General features: G+C 77.1%; 11 protein-coding genes and 1 pseudogene. 11 read left to right on the forward strand and 1 reads right to left on the reverse strand.

Features of this window, described 5'->3' with window-relative positions; genetic code table 11:
- The first annotated feature begins 49 nt into the window (after positions 1–49).
- From ABTZ17_RS17045 to ABTZ17_RS17085, 9 genes are all read left to right on the forward strand, one after another.
- Positions 50–1,600, forward strand: a complete 1,551-nt coding sequence (locus tag ABTZ17_RS17045; protein WP_352196424.1) for an argininosuccinate lyase — start codon at positions 50–52, stop codon at positions 1,598–1,600.
- On the forward strand, positions 1,572–2,555 hold the full coding sequence (locus ABTZ17_RS17050; RefSeq protein WP_352196425.1) for a GHMP family kinase ATP-binding protein: 984 nt from the start codon (positions 1,572–1,574) through the stop codon (positions 2,553–2,555). The genes ABTZ17_RS17045 and ABTZ17_RS17050 overlap by 29 nt, the downstream gene beginning before the upstream one ends.
- 2 nt (positions 2,556–2,557) lie before the next feature.
- The gene (locus tag ABTZ17_RS17055) at positions 2,558–4,849 is read left to right on the forward strand and encodes a pyridoxal-phosphate dependent enzyme (protein WP_352196426.1); all 2,292 of its coding nucleotides are present in this window, start codon (positions 2,558–2,560) and stop codon (positions 4,847–4,849) included.
- 98 nt (positions 4,850–4,947) lie between these two features.
- A complete protein-coding gene (locus ABTZ17_RS17060; protein WP_352196427.1) occupies positions 4,948–5,175 on the forward strand; it encodes an MbtH family protein in 228 nt (75 codons plus the stop codon).
- Positions 5,168–6,988: a condensation domain-containing protein gene (locus ABTZ17_RS17065; RefSeq protein WP_352196428.1), complete on the forward strand. Its 1,821-nt coding sequence runs from the start codon at positions 5,168–5,170 to the stop codon at positions 6,986–6,988. Before ABTZ17_RS17060 ends, ABTZ17_RS17065 begins: the two co-directional genes overlap by 8 nt.
- Positions 6,985–10,266, forward strand: coding sequence for a non-ribosomal peptide synthetase (locus ABTZ17_RS17070; protein ID WP_352196429.1), 3,282 nt, complete (start codon positions 6,985–6,987; stop codon positions 10,264–10,266). Before ABTZ17_RS17065 ends, ABTZ17_RS17070 begins: the two co-directional genes overlap by 4 nt.
- Positions 10,267–10,352: 86 nt before the next feature.
- A complete protein-coding gene (locus ABTZ17_RS17075; RefSeq protein WP_352196430.1) occupies positions 10,353–13,601 on the forward strand; it encodes a non-ribosomal peptide synthetase in 3,249 nt (1,082 codons plus the stop codon).
- A 176-nt stretch (positions 13,602–13,777) separates the two neighbouring features.
- Positions 13,778–15,475 carry an amino acid adenylation domain-containing protein gene (locus ABTZ17_RS17080; RefSeq protein ID WP_352196431.1) on the forward strand — a complete coding sequence of 566 codons (1,698 nt, stop codon included), beginning with the start codon at positions 13,778–13,780 and terminating at the stop codon, positions 15,473–15,475.
- A gap of 126 nt (positions 15,476–15,601) precedes the next feature.
- On the forward strand, positions 15,602–16,912 hold the full coding sequence (locus ABTZ17_RS17085; protein ID WP_502994712.1) for an MFS transporter: 1,311 nt from the start codon (positions 15,602–15,604) through the stop codon (positions 16,910–16,912).
- A 23-nt stretch (positions 16,913–16,935) separates the two neighbouring features.
- Here the strand turns inward: ABTZ17_RS17085 and ABTZ17_RS36930 are convergent.
- A pseudogene (locus ABTZ17_RS36930) lies at positions 16,936–17,142 on the reverse strand (response regulator transcription factor); the annotation flags it as partial.
- 218 nt (positions 17,143–17,360) lie between these two features.
- On the opposite strand from ABTZ17_RS36930, the gene ABTZ17_RS17095 reads away from it, so the two are divergent.
- Positions 17,361–18,365: a LuxR C-terminal-related transcriptional regulator gene (locus ABTZ17_RS17095; protein WP_352196433.1), complete on the forward strand. Its 1,005-nt coding sequence runs from the start codon at positions 17,361–17,363 to the stop codon at positions 18,363–18,365.
- A gap of 225 nt (positions 18,366–18,590) precedes the next feature.
- On the forward strand, positions 18,591–19,085 hold the full coding sequence (locus ABTZ17_RS17100; RefSeq protein ID WP_352196434.1) for a hypothetical protein: 495 nt from the start codon (positions 18,591–18,593) through the stop codon (positions 19,083–19,085).
- Positions 19,086–19,221 lie beyond the last annotated feature (136 nt).

Genomic DNA, 19,221 nt, shown 5'->3' on the forward strand with positions numbered 1-19,221 from the left:
ATCCGGGACGACGGCCCGGCCCTCCCACCAGAAACGGAAATCCGCACCCGTGACAAGCGACACCCACCGCCCGGCCGCCGGTCTCACCGGCCGGATCCAGGACGGCCCGGCACGCCTGCTGCACGAGGAGGTCCTCGCCCCGCAGTTCGCGTTCGAGTCCCGGCACCTGTTGCACCACTACACGGCCGCCGAGAAGGTCCTCGCCGCCGAGTACGCCCGGATGGGCCTGCTCACGGAGGCCGAGGCCGGCGCCGTGGCCGCCCTGCTCCACGGGATCGGCCCCGACACCCTCACCGCCCGCCCCGACGCCAACCTCTCCGACCTCGCCTTCGCCATCGAACGGCACGTCGAGGCCGGACTGGAACGGCCCCTGCCGCACTGGCACGTGGACCGCAGCCGCAACGACCTCCAGGCCACCGCCCAGGTGATGTACGGGCGGGAACGGCTCGCCGAACTCGCCGGGGCCCTCCTGGCCCTCGGGGAGACGGCCGTCCGCGCCGCCGACGCCACCCGCACCCTCCCGATGCCCGGCTACACCCACTTCCAGGCCGCCCAGGTCATCACCCCCGGCTTCCACCTCGCCGCCCTGTCCGAGCACGTGCTGCACACCCTCGGCCGGCTCCTGCACACCTACGACGGCGTCGACGCCTGCCCCCTGGGCTCCGGCGCCATGGCCGGCCAGGAACTGCTTTGGGACCGCGACCGGATGGCCCGCCTGCTGGGCTTCTCCCGGCCCCAGCAGAACGCCCTCACGGCCGTGGCGGGCCGCCGCTGGAGCGCCGAACTCACAGCAGAATTGAGCCTGTTCGGCAGCACCCTGGCCCGTTTCGTCACCGACCTGCTCACCTGGGGCGGCAGCGAACACGGCTTCCTCGACCTGCCGGACGAGCTCTCCGGGATCTCCTCGGCGATGCCGCAGAAGAAGAACTTCCCCGTCCTGGAACGCATCCGGGGCCGCACCGCCCACCTGACCGCCTTCCACGCCGACGTCCTGCTCGGCCAGCGCAACACCCCGTTCAGCAACCTCGTCGAGGTCTCCAAGGAAGCCGGTACCCACGTCCACCAGGCCGTCGGCTCCGCCCTGGGCACCGTACGGCTGCTCACCGAGGTCCTCGCCCGCGCGGGCTTCCGGGCCGACCGCATGCGGGAGGTCTGCGAACGCGAGTACCTCGGCGGCTTCAGCCTCGCCAACGCCCTCAGCCTCACCGCCGGCGTGCCCTGGCGGACCGCCCAGGTCATCGCCGGGCAGTACGTCGTGGCCGCCGCCCGCGCCGGGATCCCGCCCCACCCCGGCGACCCCGCCCTCCTGACCCGCGCGGCCGCCGACCACGGCCACGAGCCCGCCGACCCCGCCGCCCTGCTGGCCGCCGCCTTCGACGTCACCGCGGCCCTGGAACGGCTCTCCTCCACCGGATCGGCCCACCCCGAGGCCGTCGCGGCGCACCTCACCGCCCAGCGGGAGGCGTACGCCGAGCTCGCCGCGGCCTGGGAGCGGCGCGCCGCCACCCGGCGCGCCGGCGCCGCCGAGACCGACCGCGCCCTGTCCCTGCCCGTCCGGGAGGAGGTGCCCGGTGCCCCCGGTCACGAGCCCCGCCACTGACACCGGCCCCGGCGCCCCCACCCTCGCGGGACCCGGCACCGGACGCGCCTTCGGGACCTTCGGGGAACTCCTCCAGGGCGCCCTGCCCGAACCGGACGGCGACTTCCTCGTCACCTTCCCGCTCGCCCGCTGGTCCACCGCCGTCTTCCGCCCCGGACCCGCCGGCTCCGGACCCGGCGTCCGGGTGGTGCCCGCCCACAAGACCAAGGCCCGCCGCGTCGCCGAAGCCGTCCTCGCCGCCGCCGGCGCCCCCGACGGCGGGGTCCTGGAGATCACCGCGGACCTGCCCGAGGGCAAGGGCCTCGCCAGCTCCTCCGCCGACCTCGTCGCCACCGTCCGCGCCGTCGGCGACGCCCTCGGCACCGTCCTGCCGGCCGACCGCACCGAGGACTTCCTGCGGGCCGTGGAACCCTCCGACGGCGTGATGCACGACGGCGTCGTCGCCTTCCACCACAAGGCCGTACGACTCCGCCACCGACTCGGGGACCTGCCCCCGCTCGCCGTCCTCGCCCACGACCTCGGCGGACAGGTCGACACCCTCGCCCACCACCGGACCGCCCGCCCCGTACCGGCCGCCGACCGCGCCGAGTACGCCCGCCTCCTCGACCGGCTCACCGGAGCCGTCGCCCGCGGCGACCTGCCCGCCGTCGGCGCCGTCGCCACCCGCAGCGCCGAACTCCACACCGCCCGCCGCCCCCGCCCCGGCCTCGACCTGCTGCGCCGCCTCGGCCACGAGGTCGACGGCTACGGCCTCGTGCTCGCCCACAGCGGCACCGTCCTCGGCATCCTCCTCGACGCCGACGACCCCGAGCTCGACACCAAGACCGCCCACGTCCGCGCCGGCTGCGCGGCCCTCGGCGGCGGCGTGTCCGTCCACCGCAGCCTCGGCCCCGGCGACGGCCCGCCCCCCACCGGGGCACCGGACCGCCTCCCCGCCCATCCCACGGAGAACTGACCATGCTGTACGACACCCTGGCCGACGCGATCGGCGGCACCCCCCTGGTGCGGCTGCGCACCGGCACGGACCGCGGCGTCGAGGCGTACGCCAAACTCGAACTCCAGAACCCCTTCGCGATGAAGGACCGGGTCGCCCGCCACATCCTCCGCGAGGCCCGCCGCCGCGGCGACCTGCTCCCCGGCGCTCCCGTCGTGGAGAGCTCCTCCGGCACGATGGCCCTCGGCGTGGCCCTCGTCGGCCGCTCCCTCGGCCACGAGGTCCACATCGTCACCGACCCCCGCATCGACCCCGTCACCCTCGCCAAACTCCGCGCCCTCGACTGCCGGGTGCACATCGTCGAGGCCATGGGGGCCCAGGGCTGGCAGAGCGCCCGACTGGAACGCCTCGCCGCCCTGATGGAGACCCTGCCCGGGGCCTTCTGGCCCCGCCAGTACTCCAACCCCGACAACCCCGGCGCCTACCGCGGCCTGGCCGCCGAACTCCTCGCCGACCTCGGCCACGTCGACGTGCTCGTCGGCGCCGTCGGCAGCGGCGGCTCCCTGTGCGGCACCGCCCGCGCCCTCAAGGACACCCTGCCCGACCTCCGCGTCGTCGGCGTCGACTGCGTCGGCAGCGCCCTGTTCGGCCAACCCGACCGCCCCGGACGGCTGCAGAGCGGACTCGGCAACAGCCTGCTCCCCGAGAACCTGGACCGCACCCTCATCGACGAGGTGCACTGGCTCAACGACCGCGAGGCCTTCACCGCCGCCCGCGAACTCGCCCGCGACCAGCAGGTCTTCGGCGGCAACACCTCCGGCTCGGTCTACCGGGTCGTCACCGCCCTCGCCGCCGCGGCCGCGCCCGGCACCCGCATCGTGGGCATCCTCCCCGACCGCGGCGACCGCTACGCCGACACCGTCTACGACGACGCCCACTGGGCGGCCCACGACCTGTCCGAGCTCCCCGCCCCCGGCGCCCCCGCCGAGCTGCCGCCGGGCGCCGTCGCGCACAGCTGGTCCCGGACCGCCCACCGGGCCCCCGAAGACCTGCGCCGCCACCTGGTGTTCGTCGAGTCCAACACCACCGGCACCGGCATGATCGCCCTGGACCTGGCCCGCGAACTCGACGCGGAACCGGTGCTGCTCACCTCCGACCCCGGCCGCTACCGGGGACTGACCGACACCGGCGCGGAGGTCCTGCGCTGCGACACCAACGACGACGCCGCGCTGCGCGCCGCCCTCCTCGGCCGGTTCCGCCGCGAGGAGATCGCCGGCCTCACCACCACCAGCGACTTCTACGTCCCCGCCGTCGCCCGCCTCACCACCTGGCTCGGCCTGCCCGGCAACCCGCCGGAGGCGGCCGCCGCCTGCCGCGACAAGGCCGCCCTGCGGGCCGCGCTCGCCGCCGCCGGGGTCCGGCAGCCCCGCCACGCCGTGGTCCGGGACCCCTCGGAGCTGCCCGGGGCCCTGGCCGTCACCGGCCTGCCCTGCGTGGTCAAGCCCGCCGACGGCTCCGGCTCCACCCACGTCCTGCTCTGCCACGACGAGGCCCGCGCCCTGGCCCAGACGGAGCTGATCCTCGCCGAGGAGACCAACGCCCGGGGCATGGCCGCGGCCCGCACCGTGCTGGTGGAGGAGTACCTCGACGGACCGGAGGTCAGCGTCGAGACCTTCGGGACCGGCGGCCGCGTCCACCGGGTCGGCGTCACCGCCAAGTCCGTCACGGGCGCCCCGTACTTCGTCGAACACCGGCACGTCTTCCCCGCCCCGCTGCCCGAGGCCGAGTCCCGTGCCGCCGCGGACACCGCGGTGGCCGCGCTCGCCGCCGTCGGCCTGGGCCACGGCGCCGCGCACACCGAGGTCAAGCTGACCGCCGACGGCCCCGCCGTGGTCGAGATCAACCCCCGCCCGGCGGGCGGCATGATCCCCGAACTGGTACGCCTGGCCACCGGCGTGGACCTGCTCCGCGCCCAGCTCCGGGCCGCCCTCGGCCGGACCCCCGGCCTGGAGCCCGACCGCGTCGGCCACGCGGGCATCCGCTTCCTGCTGGCCGACTCCGAGGGCCCGCTGGCCGGAGTGGAGGGCGAGGCGGAGGCCGCCGCCGTCCCCGGGATCGCGTCGGTCACCGTCACCGCCGCCCCCGGCACCCCCGTCCGTCCGCCCCGCAGCGCCGCCGACCGCCTCGGCCACGTCATCGCCCGCCACACCACCGCCGAAGGGGTGATCGCCGCCCTCGACGAGGCGCACTCCCGACTGCGCCTCACCGTCGGCGAGTCCCACGTACCGGCGGGCGCGGGCGCCACCGGCCCCTGAGCCGGCACCGGACCCCGCACCGCCCGCACCACCCCGTACGACCGGCACCACCTGATTCCGAACCGTCCCGATCACCCGTCTCCGCAGGAGGAGTTCCCATGTCCAACCCGTTCGAGAACGACGCCGCCCCCTACACCGTCGTCCGCAACGAGGAGCTGCAGCACGCCCTGTGGCCCGCCGCCACCCCCGTCCCGGCCGGCTGGGACGTCGTCCACGGCCCCGACAGCCGCGAGAGCTGCCTGGACTACGTCGAGACCCACTGGACCGACATGCGCCCCGCCTCCCTGGTCGCCGCCCTCGCCGCCGCGGGGGCCGACCGTGGCTGACCGCCCGGCCCGCCCCCGGACCGCCGCCGCGGACCCGGCGCCCGATCCGGTGCGGCTCCTGTGCGGCCTCTTCGCCGACGTGCTCGGGCTGCCCCGGGTCGCCCCGGAGGCCGGTTTCACCGAGCTGGGCGGCGACAGCATCCAGGCCATCCAAGTGGTCGGCCGGGCCCGCCGGGCCGGGCTCGTCCTCGGCACCCGGGAGGTGCTGCGCAGCGAGTCCGTCCGCGCCCTGGCGGCCGGCGCCCGGACGGCGGGCCCGGCCGGCGGGTCCGCCCGTCCGGCCGGGCCGGTCCGCCGGCTCGGCCCCTTCCCCGCCACCCCGATCATGGACTGGCTGGCCGAGACGGCCGCCCCCGGCGTCCCCGCGGACAGCTACCACCAGTCCCTGGTCCTCCTCACCCCGCCCGGCCTGGGCCGGGACCGGGCCGCCCGCCTCCTCCAGGCCCTGACCGACCACCACGACCTGCTCCGGCTCCGGATGCCGGGCGGCACCGGGGCCCGGCCCTCCCGACCCGAACTCCCGCCCCCGGGCAGCGTGGACGCCGCGGCGCTCCTGCACACCGTGGACGCCCGCGAGGTCCCCGAGGACCGTCTCCCCGACCTGACCCGCGAACACATCGCCGCCGCCGCCCGGCTCCTCGCGCCCGGCGAGGGCACCGTCCTGCGGGCCGTCCTCCTCGACCGGGGCCCGGACCTCCGGGGCCGCCTGGCCCTCGTCGTCCACCACCTGTCCGTGGACGGCATCTCCTGGCGGGTCCTCCAGGAGGACCTCAGGACCTGCTGGCAGGAGCTCGCCGAAGGCCGCGAACCGGCCCCCGCCCCCGTGCCCACCCCCTTCGCGGAATGGGCGGCGCTGCTGCGCGCCGAGGCCCTGTCCGGACGCCGCACCGCCGAGGCCGGCCACTGGCGGGACACCCTCCGCCCCGCCCCCGAACCCCTCGCGGGCACCTGCCCGCACGGCCCCCTCGACCCCGACGCCCCCGAACGCACCCTCACCCTGACCCTGCCCCCCGAGGTCACCGCCCCCCTCCTCACCCGGGCCCCGGCCGCCGTCAACGGCACCGTCGACGACGTCCTCCTCACCGGGCTCGCCCTCGCCGTCCTGGCCTGGCGGCGCCCGCACACCGGCCCCGCCGACTCGGGGACCGTCCTCGTCGACGTCGAGGGGCACGGACGCCAGGACATCACCGACGGCACCGAGGACGAGGCCCCCGACCTGTCCCGCACCGTCGGCTGGTTCACCACCGTCCACCCCGTCCGCATCGACCTCGGCCGCACCGACCCGGACGGCGCCCGCACCGGCGGCCCCGCCGCCGGTGACGCCCTGCGGCGCGTCAAGGAGGCCCTGCGGGCCGTCCCCGACAAGGGCATCGGATACGGACTGCTGCGCCACACCAACCCCCGCACCGCACCCGCCCTCACCGGCGCCGGCATCCCCGAACTGGGCTTCAACTACCTGGGCCGGTTCCCCGTCGGCGGCACCGACGACTGGGAGGCCGCCCCCGGACACGCCTTCGCCCTGGACGCCGCCGAACCGGGCATGCCCCTGCCGCACGCCCTGGAGGTCAACGCGGCGGCCCACGAGGGGCCCGAGGGGCCGGCCCTCACCGCCACCTGGACCTGGTCCGGCAACGCCTACGACGCCGCACGCGTCCGCGCCCTGGCGGAGGAGTGGTTCGCCATGCTCCGGGCCGTCGCCCACCACGCCGAACAGCCCGGCGCGGCCCGCCTCACCCCCTCGGACGTGTCCCTGACCGGCCTCTCCCAGACCGACCTCGACCTCTTCGAATCCCAGCTCGGAGCACCCCTGTGATCCCCCTGACCCACGCGCAGCACCGGCTGTGGTTCATCTCCCGGGACGCCGTCACCGACGACGCCCCGACCGAGGGCACCCCCGGCGACGGCCTGTACACCATCGCCACCGGACTGCCCCTGAGCGGCCCCCTCGACACCGAGGCCCTGCGCGGCGCCGTCGCCGACACCACGGACCGCCACGAGGCCCTGCGGACCCTCTTCCCCGACGACCGGGGCACCCCCCGCCAGCACGTGCTGCCCGCCGGGGCGCCCGAGACCGGGGCCGCCTTCACCCTGACCCCCTGCGCGGCCGGCGCGCAACGGGACCGGGCCCGCGAGGCCGCGACCCGCCCCTTCGACCTGGCCCGCGAAACCCCGCTGCGGATCGAGCTGTTCACCGACGGCGCCGACCGGCACCACCTGCTGCTCGCCCTCCACCACATCGCCGGCGACGGCGCCTCCCTGGACCTCCTGATCCGCGACCTCGCGGCCGCCTACGCCGCCCGCCGCACCGGGACCTCCCCCGACTGGCCCGAACTCCCCGTGCAGTTCCCGGACTACGCCCTCTGGCAGCGCGAACTCCTCGGCGACCCCGCCGACCCCGACTCGCGACAGGCCCGCGCCCTCGCCCGGCGGGCCGCCGCCCTCACCGGACTCCCCGCCGAACTCGCCCTGCCCGCCGACCGGCCCCACCCCGCCGCCCCCACCCACCGCGGCGGCACCGTGTCCGCCGCCCTGGACCCCGCCGCGCACGCGCTGCTGGCCGGCCTGGCCCGGGACCGCCGCACCACCCCCTTCACCGTGGTGCAGGCCGCCTTCGCGGCCCTCCTCACCCGGCTCGGCGCCGGCACCGACATCCCGCTCGGCTGCCCCGTCGACGCCCGCGAGGAGGAGGAACTGCAGCACCTCATCGGCCTGTTCGTGGACACCGTCGTCGTCCGCGCCGACACCTCCGGCGACCCCGGCTTCGCGGCACTCCTCGACCGCGTCCACGGAGCGGTCCTCGACGCCCGGGCCGACGCCGGCCTGCCCTTCGACGTGCTCGTCGGGCACCTCGCCCCGCCGCGCGCCCCCGGCCGCCACCCGCTGTTCCAGGTCGCCGTGGCCGCCCAGCGCGAGGACGGCCCGCCCGCCGCGTTCGCCGGCCTGCGCACCGGAGCCCCCGAGCCCGTCCGCACCGGCACCGCCAAGTTCGACCTCACCCTGGAGGTCACCGAACACCACGCCCCGGACGGCACCCCGGTCGGCATCGGGCTCACCCTCGAACACGCCCTGGACCTCTTCGACGAGGACACCGCCCGCCGTCTCCTGCACCGCCTGGTCCGGCTCGCCGCGGCCGCCGCCGCGGCCCCCGACCGCCCGCTGTCCGCCCTGCCCGTCCTCACCGAGGACGAGGAGGAGGCCCTGCGCGGCGACTGGCGGGGCGCCCCCGCCGCCTCCGACGAGGCCACCGTCCACGAGCTGTTCGCCGAGGCCGCCGCCGCGCACCCGCACCGCCCCGCCGTCCGCTGCGCCGGACAGGAGACCACCTACGGACAGCTCGACGCGCGCGCCGCCCGCTGGGCCGACCGACTGGCCGCCGCGGGCGTCCGCCCCGGCGAGAACGTCGCCGTGCTCATGGACCGCTCCACCGAACTCGTCGCCGCCTGCCTCGGCATCCTCCGGGCCGGCGCCGCCTACCTGCCCCTCGACGCCCGCGCGCCCCGGTCCCGTACCGCCGGACTCGCCGCGTCGGCCAGCGTCGGGGTGCTCGTCACGGACACCCCCGCGGCCACCGGTGAAGCCGCGACCACCGGTGAGGCCCCCGCCACCGAGGCCGCCGACTTCGGGATTCCGGTCACCCTCCGCCCCGAGGACCCCACCACGACGGCCGCGACGGCCCCCGCGCCGGCCCCCCGGCCCCCCGTGCACCCCGACTCCCTCGCCTGCCTCATGTTCACCTCCGGCTCCACCGGCACCCCGAAGGGCGTCGCCGTCCCGCACCGCGCGGTCGTCGCCCTCGCGCGCGACGGCCACTGGCGGGGCGGCGCCCACCGCCGCGTCCTGTTCCGCTCCCCGCACGCCTTCGACGCCTCCACCTACGAACTGTGGGTCCCCCTGCTCACCGGCGGACTCGTCGTGGTGGCTCCGCCCGGGGACCTCGACCTCGACGACCTCGCCCGGTTCGTCGAGGAGGAGCGCGTCACCGGCACCTTCCTGACCGCCACCCTCTTCAACGAGCTCGCCGACCGCCACCCCGAACGCCTGACCGGCCTCCACGAGGCGATGACCGGCGGAGAGGCCGCCTCCCCGGCCGCCGTCCGCCGGGTCCGCGAACACTGCCCCGGCACCACCGTCACCAACGCCTACGGGCCCACCGAGACCACCACCTTCGCCGCGCTCCACCCGCTCCGCCCCGGCACCCCCGGCCCCGCCGGCCAGGTGCCGATCGGCCGCCCCCTCGACGGCACCGGGCTGCACGTCCTCGACGCCGCCCTGGCCCCCGTACCGCCCGGCGTCACCGGCGAGCTGTACGTCTCCGGCCGCGGCCTCGCCCAGGGCTACCTGGGGCGCCCCGGAGCCACCGCCGAACGCTTCCTGCCCTGCCCCGACGGACCCCCCGGCACCCGCATGTACCGCACCGGGGACCTGGCCCGCCGGCTCCCCGGCGGCGAGGTCGAGTACCTGGGCCGCGCCGACCGGCAGCTCAAGCTCCGCGGCATGCGCGTGGAACCCGGCGAGGTCGAGGAGGCCCTGCTCCGGCACCCCGCCGTGGGCCAGGCCGCCGTCACCCTCGTCACCGGCCCGACCGGACCGGCGCTCGCCGCCTACGCCGTCCCCGTCGACGGCGCCGACTGCGCGCCGCCCGACCTCCGCGCGCACCTGCGCGACCTGCTGCCGCCCTGGACCGTGCCCGCCACCGTCACCGTGCTGGACCGGATGCCCGTCACCGCCAACGGCAAGACGGACCACGCCGCGCTCCCCGACCCGAGCGCGCCCGCCCCCGCCGGAGGCCCCGCCGAAGGCCCGCGCACCGCCACCGAGCGGGCCGTCTGCGCCGTCCTCGAAGAGGTCCTCGGTACCGCCCCGGTCGGACTCCACGACAACTTCTTCGACCTCGGCGGGCACTCCCTGCTCGCCTCCCGCGTCCTCGCCGGGGTGCGCGCCGCCCTCGGCACGCCCGTGCCCGCCCGCCGCTTCCTCCTCGCGCCCACGGCCGCCGGACTCGCCGCGGCGGTCGAGGAGGCCGCCGCCGAAGGCGCCCGCGACACGGCCCCGCCGGTCGTCCGGCGCCGCCGGGGCGCCGCCCGCACCTGACCCCGCCGCCCCGACCGCCCGCGCTCCACCGCCCCGCCGCCATCCCGCCGGCCTTCGGGCCCGCCGACCCGCCGAGGAAGCACCGCATGAACCAGCCCGCACCCGACTCCGCGCCCGCGGCACCCCAGGTCGAGGACGTCCTGCCGCTCTCGCCCCTCCAGGAGGGCGTCCTCTTCCACGCCCAGTTCGACGACACCGGCCCCGACGTGTACACCGCCCAGCTGCTGCTGGACCTCACCGGTCCCCTCGACCCCGCCCGCCTGCGGGCCGCCGCCGACACCGTCCTCGCCCGGCACGCGAACCTCCGCGCCGGATTCCTGCGCCGCGCCTCCGGAGAACCGGCCCAGGTCGTCCGCCGCTCCGTGTCCGTCCCCTGGGAGGAACACGACCTCACCGCCCTCGGCCCCGAAGCGCTGCGCCCCGCCCTGGACCGGCTGCTCGCCGAGGACCGGGCCCGCCGCTTCGACCCGGCCCGGCCCCCGCTGCTGCGCCTGACCCTGCTGCGCACCGGCCCCGACCGGCACCGCCTGCTGCTGACGTACCACCACATCCTCTTCGACGGCTGGTCCTGGCCGGTGCTGGTGCGCGAACTCCTCGCCCTCCACGCGGCCGGCCCGGACGCCGACCCGGCGGCCCTCCTCGGCCCGGTCACCCCCTACGCCGACTTCCTGCGCCACCTCGCCGGCCGCGACGCCGGGGCCGCCCGCACCGCCTGGTCCGAGGCCCTCGCCGGACTGGAGTCCGGCTGCCGCACCGCCCCCGTCTCCGTGCCGCCCGGCGCGGTCCTGCCGGCCCGGGTGGAGACCGTCCTGCCGGCCGACACCGCGGACCGCCTCACCGCCCTGGCCCGCGAGCACCGGCTCACCCCGAGCACCGTCGTCCAGACCGCCTGGGCCCTGCTGATCGCCGCCCAGATCCGGTCCGAGGACGTCGTGTTCGGCACCGTGGTCAGCGGCCGCGCCACCGACCTGCCCGGCGTCGCGGACATCGTCGGCCTGTGCATCAACACCGTGCCGGTCCGGGTCCGCCTCGACCGCGCCGAACCCCTCGCCGCCCTCCTCGGCCGGGTCCAGGAGGAACAGGCCCGCCTCATCGACCACCACCACCTCGGACTCACCGAGATCCAGCGCACCGCCGGGGCGGGGGAGCTCTTCGACTCCTGCGTCACCTACCAGAACTACCCCGTGGACCCCGAAGGGCTCGCCGCCCTCTCCTCCGGCGCCCTCCGCGTCACCGGCCTCGAACCGTACGACGCCGCCCACTACCCGCTCAGCCTCACCGCCATCCCCGGCGAGGGCCTGCGGCTCCAGATCGACCACCGGCCCGACGTGTTCACTGCGGACGCGGCCCGCGCCCTCCTCGACCGCCTGGTGCGCGTCCTGCACGCCATCGCGGAGGACCCGCTGCGCCCCGCCGGCTCCGTGGACCTCCTCTCGGCCGACGAACGCCGCCTGGTGCTGGAGGAGTTCAACGACACCGCCCGCGACGAGGACTACGCCGAGGTCCCGGACCGGGTCCGCCGCACGGCCGCCCGCACCCCCGGCGCCGTCGCCGTCACCGACGAGCACGGCACCGTGTGGGACTACGCCGAACTGCTCGCGCGCGCCGACACCATCGGCGCCCGCCTCCTCGCCGACGGGGTCCGCCCCGGCGACCTGGTCGCCGTCCTCAGCGAACCCACCGCCGTCGTGCCCGCGGCCGTCCTCGGCATCCTCGACTCCGGAGCCGCCTACGTCCCGCTGGACCCGGACGGACCGGTGACCCGGACCGCCGCCCTGCTCGCCGGAGCCGGCATCGGCCGCGTCCTCGCCGCCCCCGACCGGCTCGCCCGCGCCCGGGAGATCGCCGCCGCCGTACCCGGCGCCGGCCCGCGGATCCTCCCGCTGGACGACACCCCCGCGCCCGCCGGCCCCTCCCGGGCCGACGCGGGCGGCCCCGACGCCCTCGCCTACGTCTGCTTCACCTCCGGTTCCACCGGCCGCCCCAAGGGCGCCATGGTCCACCGCCGCGGCATGAACAACCACCTCCTCGCCAAACTCGACGACCTCCGGCCGACCCCCGCCGACAGCGTGGTCATGAACGCGCCCCTGACCTTCGACATCTCCGTCTGGCAGATGCTCGCCCCGCTCCTCACCGGCGGCCGCGTCCACCTGGTCTCCCGGGACACCGCCCGCGACCCCGCCGCCCTGTTCGCGGACGTCGCCCGGCACGGCATCACCGTCATGGAGACCGTGCCGTCCTTCGTCCGCGCCGCCGTGGACCTCTGGGACAGCGGCGTCACCCCGCCCGAACTCCCCGCGCTGCGCTGGTTCGTGGTCAACGGGGAGGTGCTGCCGCCCGAACTGTGCGCGCGCTGGTACGACCGCCACCCGGACGCCGCGATCATCAACGCCTACGGCCTCACCGAGTGCTCCGACGACAACACCCACGCCTTCATCGGCCCCGACCCCGCCGCCGAACTCGACCAGGGCCGCCTGCCCGTCGGCCGCCCCCTCCGCAACAACCGGCTCTACCTCCTCGACCCCGGACTGGCCCCCGTCCCGCCCGGCGTCCCCGGGGAACTCTTCATCGCGGGCACCGGCGTCGGCCCCGGCTACCTCGGCGAGCCCCGGCGCTCCAGCGAACGCTACGTACCCGACCCGTTCGCGGAGGCCCCCGGCTCCCGCATGTACCGCACCGGAGACCTCGCCCGGCTCCGCGCCGACGGCCAACTGGACTTCCTCGGCCGCCAGGACCACCAGGTCAAGGTCCGCGGCAACCGCGTGGAACCCGGCGAGGTCGAGAGCGCCCTGCGCGCCGTGCCCGGGGTCACCGAGGCCGTGGTCGTGGCCCGCCCCGACCCGGCGGGCGGCCTGCGGCTGGTCGGCTACCTCACCGGGGACACGGACGCGGACACGGCCCGCACCGCGCTGGCCCGCGCCCTGCCCGGCTACATGGTCCCCTCCGTGCTGCTGGTCCTCCCCGCGCTGCCGCTCACCGTCAACGGCAAGCTCGACCGCAAGGCCCTGCCGGATCCGGCGCTCCTGGCCGCGCCCGCGGGCCGGGCCCCGGCCGGACCCGGAGAGACGGCGGTCTGCGCCGTGTTCGCCGAGGTGCTGGGCCTGGCCGCGGCCGGACCGGACGAGGACTTCTTCACCCTCGGCGGGCACTCGCTGCTCGCCACCCGCCTCGTCGGCCGGCTCCGCACGGCCCTCGGCGCCGAACTCACCCTGCGGGACCTCTACGAGACCCCCACCCCGGCGGGCATCGCCACCCGCGTCGCCGCCGCTGCCGCCGGGGGAGCGGACCGGCCCGAGCCGCCCCGCCCCGCACTGCGCCCCCGCGCCCGCGCCTGAGCACCCGCGCCCGCGCCTGAGCGCCCGAGGGCGGCCCCGACCCCGGCCCACCGCCCGGACCGGGGCCGCCCACCGGCCCGCGCCCCTTCCCGCCCCGGCCACCCCTGCCCGTGCGGCCCCGCGCCTTCCCGCCCCCGCCCTCCCGTTCGCCCCTCCCGACCGTCAGGAGCACCTCCGTGACCCCCGTACCGTCCCCCGCCCCCGCCGCGGCCCCCGCGCCGCCCGCCCCCGGCGTCGCCCGGCCGGCGCCGGAGGGTCCGCCGTGGCCGGTCGGGGAGCCCGTGCCGCTGCTCATCGCCCGCCAGGCCGCCCGCACCCCCGACGCGATCGCCGTCCGGGCCCCCGGCGGGGACCTCACCTACCGGGAACTCGACCTGCGGGCGCGCGCGGTGGCCGCGGAGCTCCGGGCGGCCGGAGCCGGCCCGGAGGACCCGGTGCTGGTCGGCGTCCGCCGGGACACCGCCTGGGCGGTGGCCGTGCTCGGCATCTGGTACGCCGGGGCCGCCCCGCTCCTCGTGGACCTCGACGCCCCCGACGAGCGACTGCGGGCCCTGACCGCCGCCTCCGGCGCCCGCCACGCCGTCACCACCGGACACGCGGCGGCCGCCCGGCTCCACGAGCGGTGCGGGGCCCCGCTGCTGTGGGCCCGGACCGGGGGCACCCACACCGGCCCGCCGGTCGGCGACCGCGACGCCCCGGGAACGGTGCCCGGCGGCATCCCCGCCCAGGGGCTGGCCTACGTGCTGTTCACCTCCGGATCCACCGGGGCCCCCAAGCCGGTCGCGGTGGGCCACGCCGGACTGGCCCGGCAGGCCCGCGCGCTCGCCGGTCGGTACGCGCTCACGCCCGCCGACCGGGTGTTGCAGTTCGCCGCGCCCGCCTTCGACGTGGCCCTGGAGGAGGCCGTCCCCACCTGGTGCGCCGGCGGCACCGCCGTCTTCCTCGCCGACAACGTCCTGGCCCCCGCCGAACTGGAGGCCGTCCTCACCGCCCGCGGGGTCACCGTGGTCAACCTCCCCACCCCCTACTGGGCGCAGTGGACCGCCGACCTGGTCCGCGCCCCGCGCCCGCTGCCCGCGGACCTGCGGCTCACCGTGATCGGCAGCGACGCCGGTCGCACGGCCGACCTGGACCGCTGGCGGGCGGCCGGCGGGCCGCGGACCGTGAGCTGCTACGGGCTCACCGAGTCCACCATCACGGCCACCTCGTACGAGCCGGCCCCGGCCGGGGCGGACGGGCTCGCGGCGGACGTCCCCGGAACGGGTGCGCGCGCGGGGGATCCGACCGGCCTGATCCCGCTGGGCGTTCCGCTGCCCGGAGTCCGGGCGTACGTGCTGGACGAGGAACTGCGGGAGGTCCCGGCGGGGGCCGCCGGCGAGCTGTACCTGGCGGGGGCCTGCCTGGCCCGCGGCTACCACGGCCGTGCCGCCCTCACCGCCGAACGGTTCGTGGCGGACCCCTTCGCGGCGGAGCCGGGGGAGCGGATGTATCGCACCGGCGACCGGGTCCGGCGGGGGGCCGACGGCACCCTGGGCTTCCTCGGCCGGACCGACGACCAGGTCAAGATCCGGGGCCACCGGGTGGAGCTGCGGGAGGCGGAGGCGGCGGTCGCCGCCCACCCCGACGTGGCGGACGCGGTGGTGCGGGCCCTCCGGGGCACGGGCGAACCGCGGCTGGCGGCCTGGGTGGTGCTCGCCCCCGGGGCCGGTGCCGCGGACGGGCCGGAACTGCGCCGGTCCCTGCTCGGCCGGATCCCGTCCTACCTGGTGCCCGCCGATGTGGTGATCATGGCGGAGCTGCCGCGGACCCCGGGCGGCAAGCTCGACGCCCGCGCCCTGCCCGCCCCGGCGCCCGCGGCGGAACGCGCCGCCTGACCCGGACCGTCGCCCCGGGCCCGGGCCGCACCGGCCGGGCCCCGACCCCGCAACCGGCCCGCGCTCCCGGACCCGTGACCCGGATCCGGGGCCGGACCACGATCGAATCCAGACAAGGACAGCACCGTGCCCACCACCGCACCGGAGACCGGCACCGACGCCGGACAGCGTCGGCGCAGCCGTGACTTCAGGCTCTTCATGGCCTCCCACGTCTGCAACGAGCTGGGCAACAGCATCACATACGTCGCCCTGCCCCTGATGGCGGTCCTCACCCTGCACGCCTCCGCCTGGGAGGCGGGCCTGCTCGCGGCCGCCGAACAGGCCGCCTTCCTGCTGCTCGGACTGCCCGCCGGGGCCTGGGTGGACCGGATGCGCCGCCGCACCGTGATGATCGCGGCCGACCTCGCGCGCGCGGTGCTGCTGACGGCGGTGCCGGTGGCCTGGTTGCTCGACCTGCACTCGATGCCGTTGCTCTACGGGGTGGCGCTGCTGCTGGGCTGCGCCCGGCTGTTCGGGGACGTCGCCGACCAGAGCTACCTGCCGTCCCTGGTCGGCGGATCCGGTCTGGTGGCCGGCAACTCCCGTCTGGAGACGGTGCGTTCCACGGCCGAGTTCGCCGGGCCCGGCGTGGCCGGCTTCCTGGTGCAGCTGGTCGGCGCGGCCGGTACCCTCGCCGGGCAGGCCGTCACCTCGCTGCTGTCGGCGCTGCTGCTGGGACGGATCCGGACCCGGGAGCAGGACCCGGCGGTGCGGCAGCACGGCGAGGGCGCCCTCGGGGCCGGGGCCCCGAGGCCCCGCCTGGTCGCGGAGATACGCGAGGGGCTCCGCTTCGTGCTGCGCCACCGGGTCCTGCGGGTGATCGCGCTGGGCACCGCCTCCGTGAACCTGTTCCTGAGCGGCATCGGGGCCCTGGAGGTGCTGTTCCTGACCCGTACGGTCGGGCTGCCGCCGGCGGCCGTCGGCTGGGTGCTGACCGCGGCCACCGTGGGCTCGCTGTTGGGGGCCCTGGCCACGGAGCGACTGTCCCGGGTGGTCGGCGAGGCCCGGCTGACCTGGCTGGCGCTGCTGGTGACGATGCCCTTCGGGCTGCTCCTGCCGCTCGCCGGCGAGGGCTGGCGGCTCGGCCTGTTCGTGCTCGGCGCCCTGGTGCAGTCCGCCGGCGTCACCGTCTACAACATCGGCCAGGTCACCTACCGGCAGAGCGTGTGCCCGCCCCGGCTGCTGGGTCGCATGACCGCCACCATGCGGTTCCTGGTCTGGGGGGTGCTCCCGCTGAGCGGTCTGCTCGCGGGCGCGCTGGGTCAGCTGTACGGGGTCCGCGGCGCCCTGTGGATCCTCACCGGGGCGCTGTCCGCGGCCCCGTTGGTACTGCTGTGCTCCCCGCTGCGCCGGATGCGGGGCTTCGGGACGAACACCTCGGATCCCGAGGGTCCGTAGCCCAGCCGGAAGGCCACGTGCGTGAGCTGGGTCCGGTTCACCGCCCCCGTCTTGCTGCGGAGGCGCCGGAGGTAGGTGTCCACGGTGTGGGGGCTCAACCCCAACCGGTGGGCGATCATCCGGTACGTGTCGCCCTGGGCCAGGTGCGCCAGCACCTCCTCCTCGCGGGGGGTGAGGCTGGCGCCCGGCTCGGCGGCGGGGAAGAGGTGGGGGAGGTCGGTCTCGTGCATCGCGGGCTCCGAGGGGTCGGTGGGTGCGGGGCGCTCCGAGGGGGCGGTCGCGGCCGGCCGGTCGCCGCGGGGGCGGCCGGGGGGAGGCGCGACATGCCGTTCGAACGCGTCTCGATCAGCCTTTCGCCCTGCGTATGCTGATGCCAGGGGGCGGGCACCTCACCAAAGTGCCTGGCAGCAAGGCGACCCGGGGCGAAAAAGTGCAAAATGGGGCAAGAGTGTCTGATCTTCAGGGCGTGGACGTCGATGTCTACGGATGGGTCCTCGAACACCGGACGGTCGATCCGGACGTGGTAGCGGCCGGTACGGGAATCCAGCCCCAGGAGGCCGCCGACAGTGTGGAGCGGCTCCTCGCGGCCCAGCTCCTGCGCCGCAGCCCCTCCGACCCGGCCCTGGCCTTCGCCGTCGCGCCCGACACCGCGGCGGCCCGGCGCGCGGCGCCGCTCGAAGAGCACATCCGCGAGCACCGCCGCGAGATCGACCGCATCCGCGACGAGCTCGACAAGTTCGTCCCGCACTACCTGAGCCGCCGCTCCACCGGCGAGGCGCTGGAAGTCCTCCAGCACATCGAGGACGTGCGCAGCGCCCTCAACCGGGCCTCCGAGAACTGCACCTCCGAGGTGCTCAGCAGCCAGCCCGGCGGTGGCAGCCGGTACCCGGCCGCCATGCAGGAGGCCATCCGCCGGGACGAGGTCATGCTCCGCCGCGGGATATCCATGCGCTGCCTGTACCACCACACCGCCCGCTTCAACGGGCCCAGCCAGGCGTACGCCATGGCCGCCTCGGAGTTGGGCGCCGAGTACCGCACCGCCCACGAACTCTTCGGCCGCATCATCATCTTCGACCGCGAACTGGCCTTCATCCCCGTCCAGGACGGCAGTTGGGGAGCCGTCGTGATCAGGGAACCCTCCACGGTGGCGTACCTCGTGGACATCTTCGAGCAGACCTGGGACCGGGCCACCCCCTTCAGCAGCGCCGCCGGCCAGGACCTCGCCGAGGTGGCCCGCGAGATCCACGAGACGATCATCCGCCTGCTCGCCGCCGGCCTGAAGGACGAGGCCATCGCCCGCCGCCTCGGCATGTCCCTCCGTACCGCCCGCCGGCACATCGCCGACATCATGGAGGAACTCGGCGCGGGCAGCCGCTTCCAGGCCGGAGCGGCCGCCGCCGCCCGCGGTCTGCTGGACACCGGCGCCGCCGAGGACGGCCCGCCGGCGCCCTGACCTCCGGGCCCGCACGGCCCCGACCCCCGTGCGTCGGGGACGCCCCCCGCCCGTCGGTGGGGGGCGCCCGCCCGTCCCGGGCTTCCGGTCCCGCGTTCACGTGTCTTCCGTCCGCCCCGCGCCGTGGGTGATGCTGCGATCACGGGGCGGGAACTCGCCCGTCCCGATCCCGTCGCCCGTGCCCGCGCACGGCCCGGCGGGCTCTTCTGCGTACGGGGGCGATCCATGGACTGGCCGGTACTCGATCCTTTGACGGACCTCACGGCGGAGGCGCCGCCGCCCGCGGGCGCGGGGCAGGGGGCCCGCCCCCCGGACGACCGGGGCGAGCCGGACCACGTCCGCGAACTCGCCCTCTTCCTGGCCGTCCACTACGACCGGGCCCCCGGAGTGCTCTGGCCCGAACACGAGCCCCCCGCCCCCGGGCCGGGCCCCGACGGGACCTCGGAGCTGACCCGCCGGCTCGCCCTGCTCACCGGCCTCGCCGCGGCGCCCTGCGAGGGCCCCGCAGTCCGCGAACACGGACACCTGTTGGTCTACCAGTCGCGGGGCTCCCGGACCTGGGACCTGACCGGGCCGGGCCCCACCGGGGCCGATCGCCTCCGCTACCGGCTCCGCGCCGGAGAGGTGCTGTACGTGCCCGCCCACTGGGCCCGTCGACCGGAACCCGCCCACCGGACCGCACGGGAGACGGTCCTGGTGCTGCGCCCCGCCGTGGACTGAGCGGGGCGGGCGGGGTCGGGGTCGGACCGGAGGCCCGGAACGACCTGGAGGACCGGAACGACCGGAGGCCGGGGCGGCACCCGCAGTTCAGCACCGGCAGCGCCACCGCCAGGGCGCCCCCCAGCCGCACGGCGCC

It is taken from the genome of Streptomyces sp. NPDC097619 (assembly GCF_040302735.1).
Classification (GTDB): Bacteria; Actinomycetota; Actinomycetes; order Streptomycetales; family Streptomycetaceae; genus Streptomyces.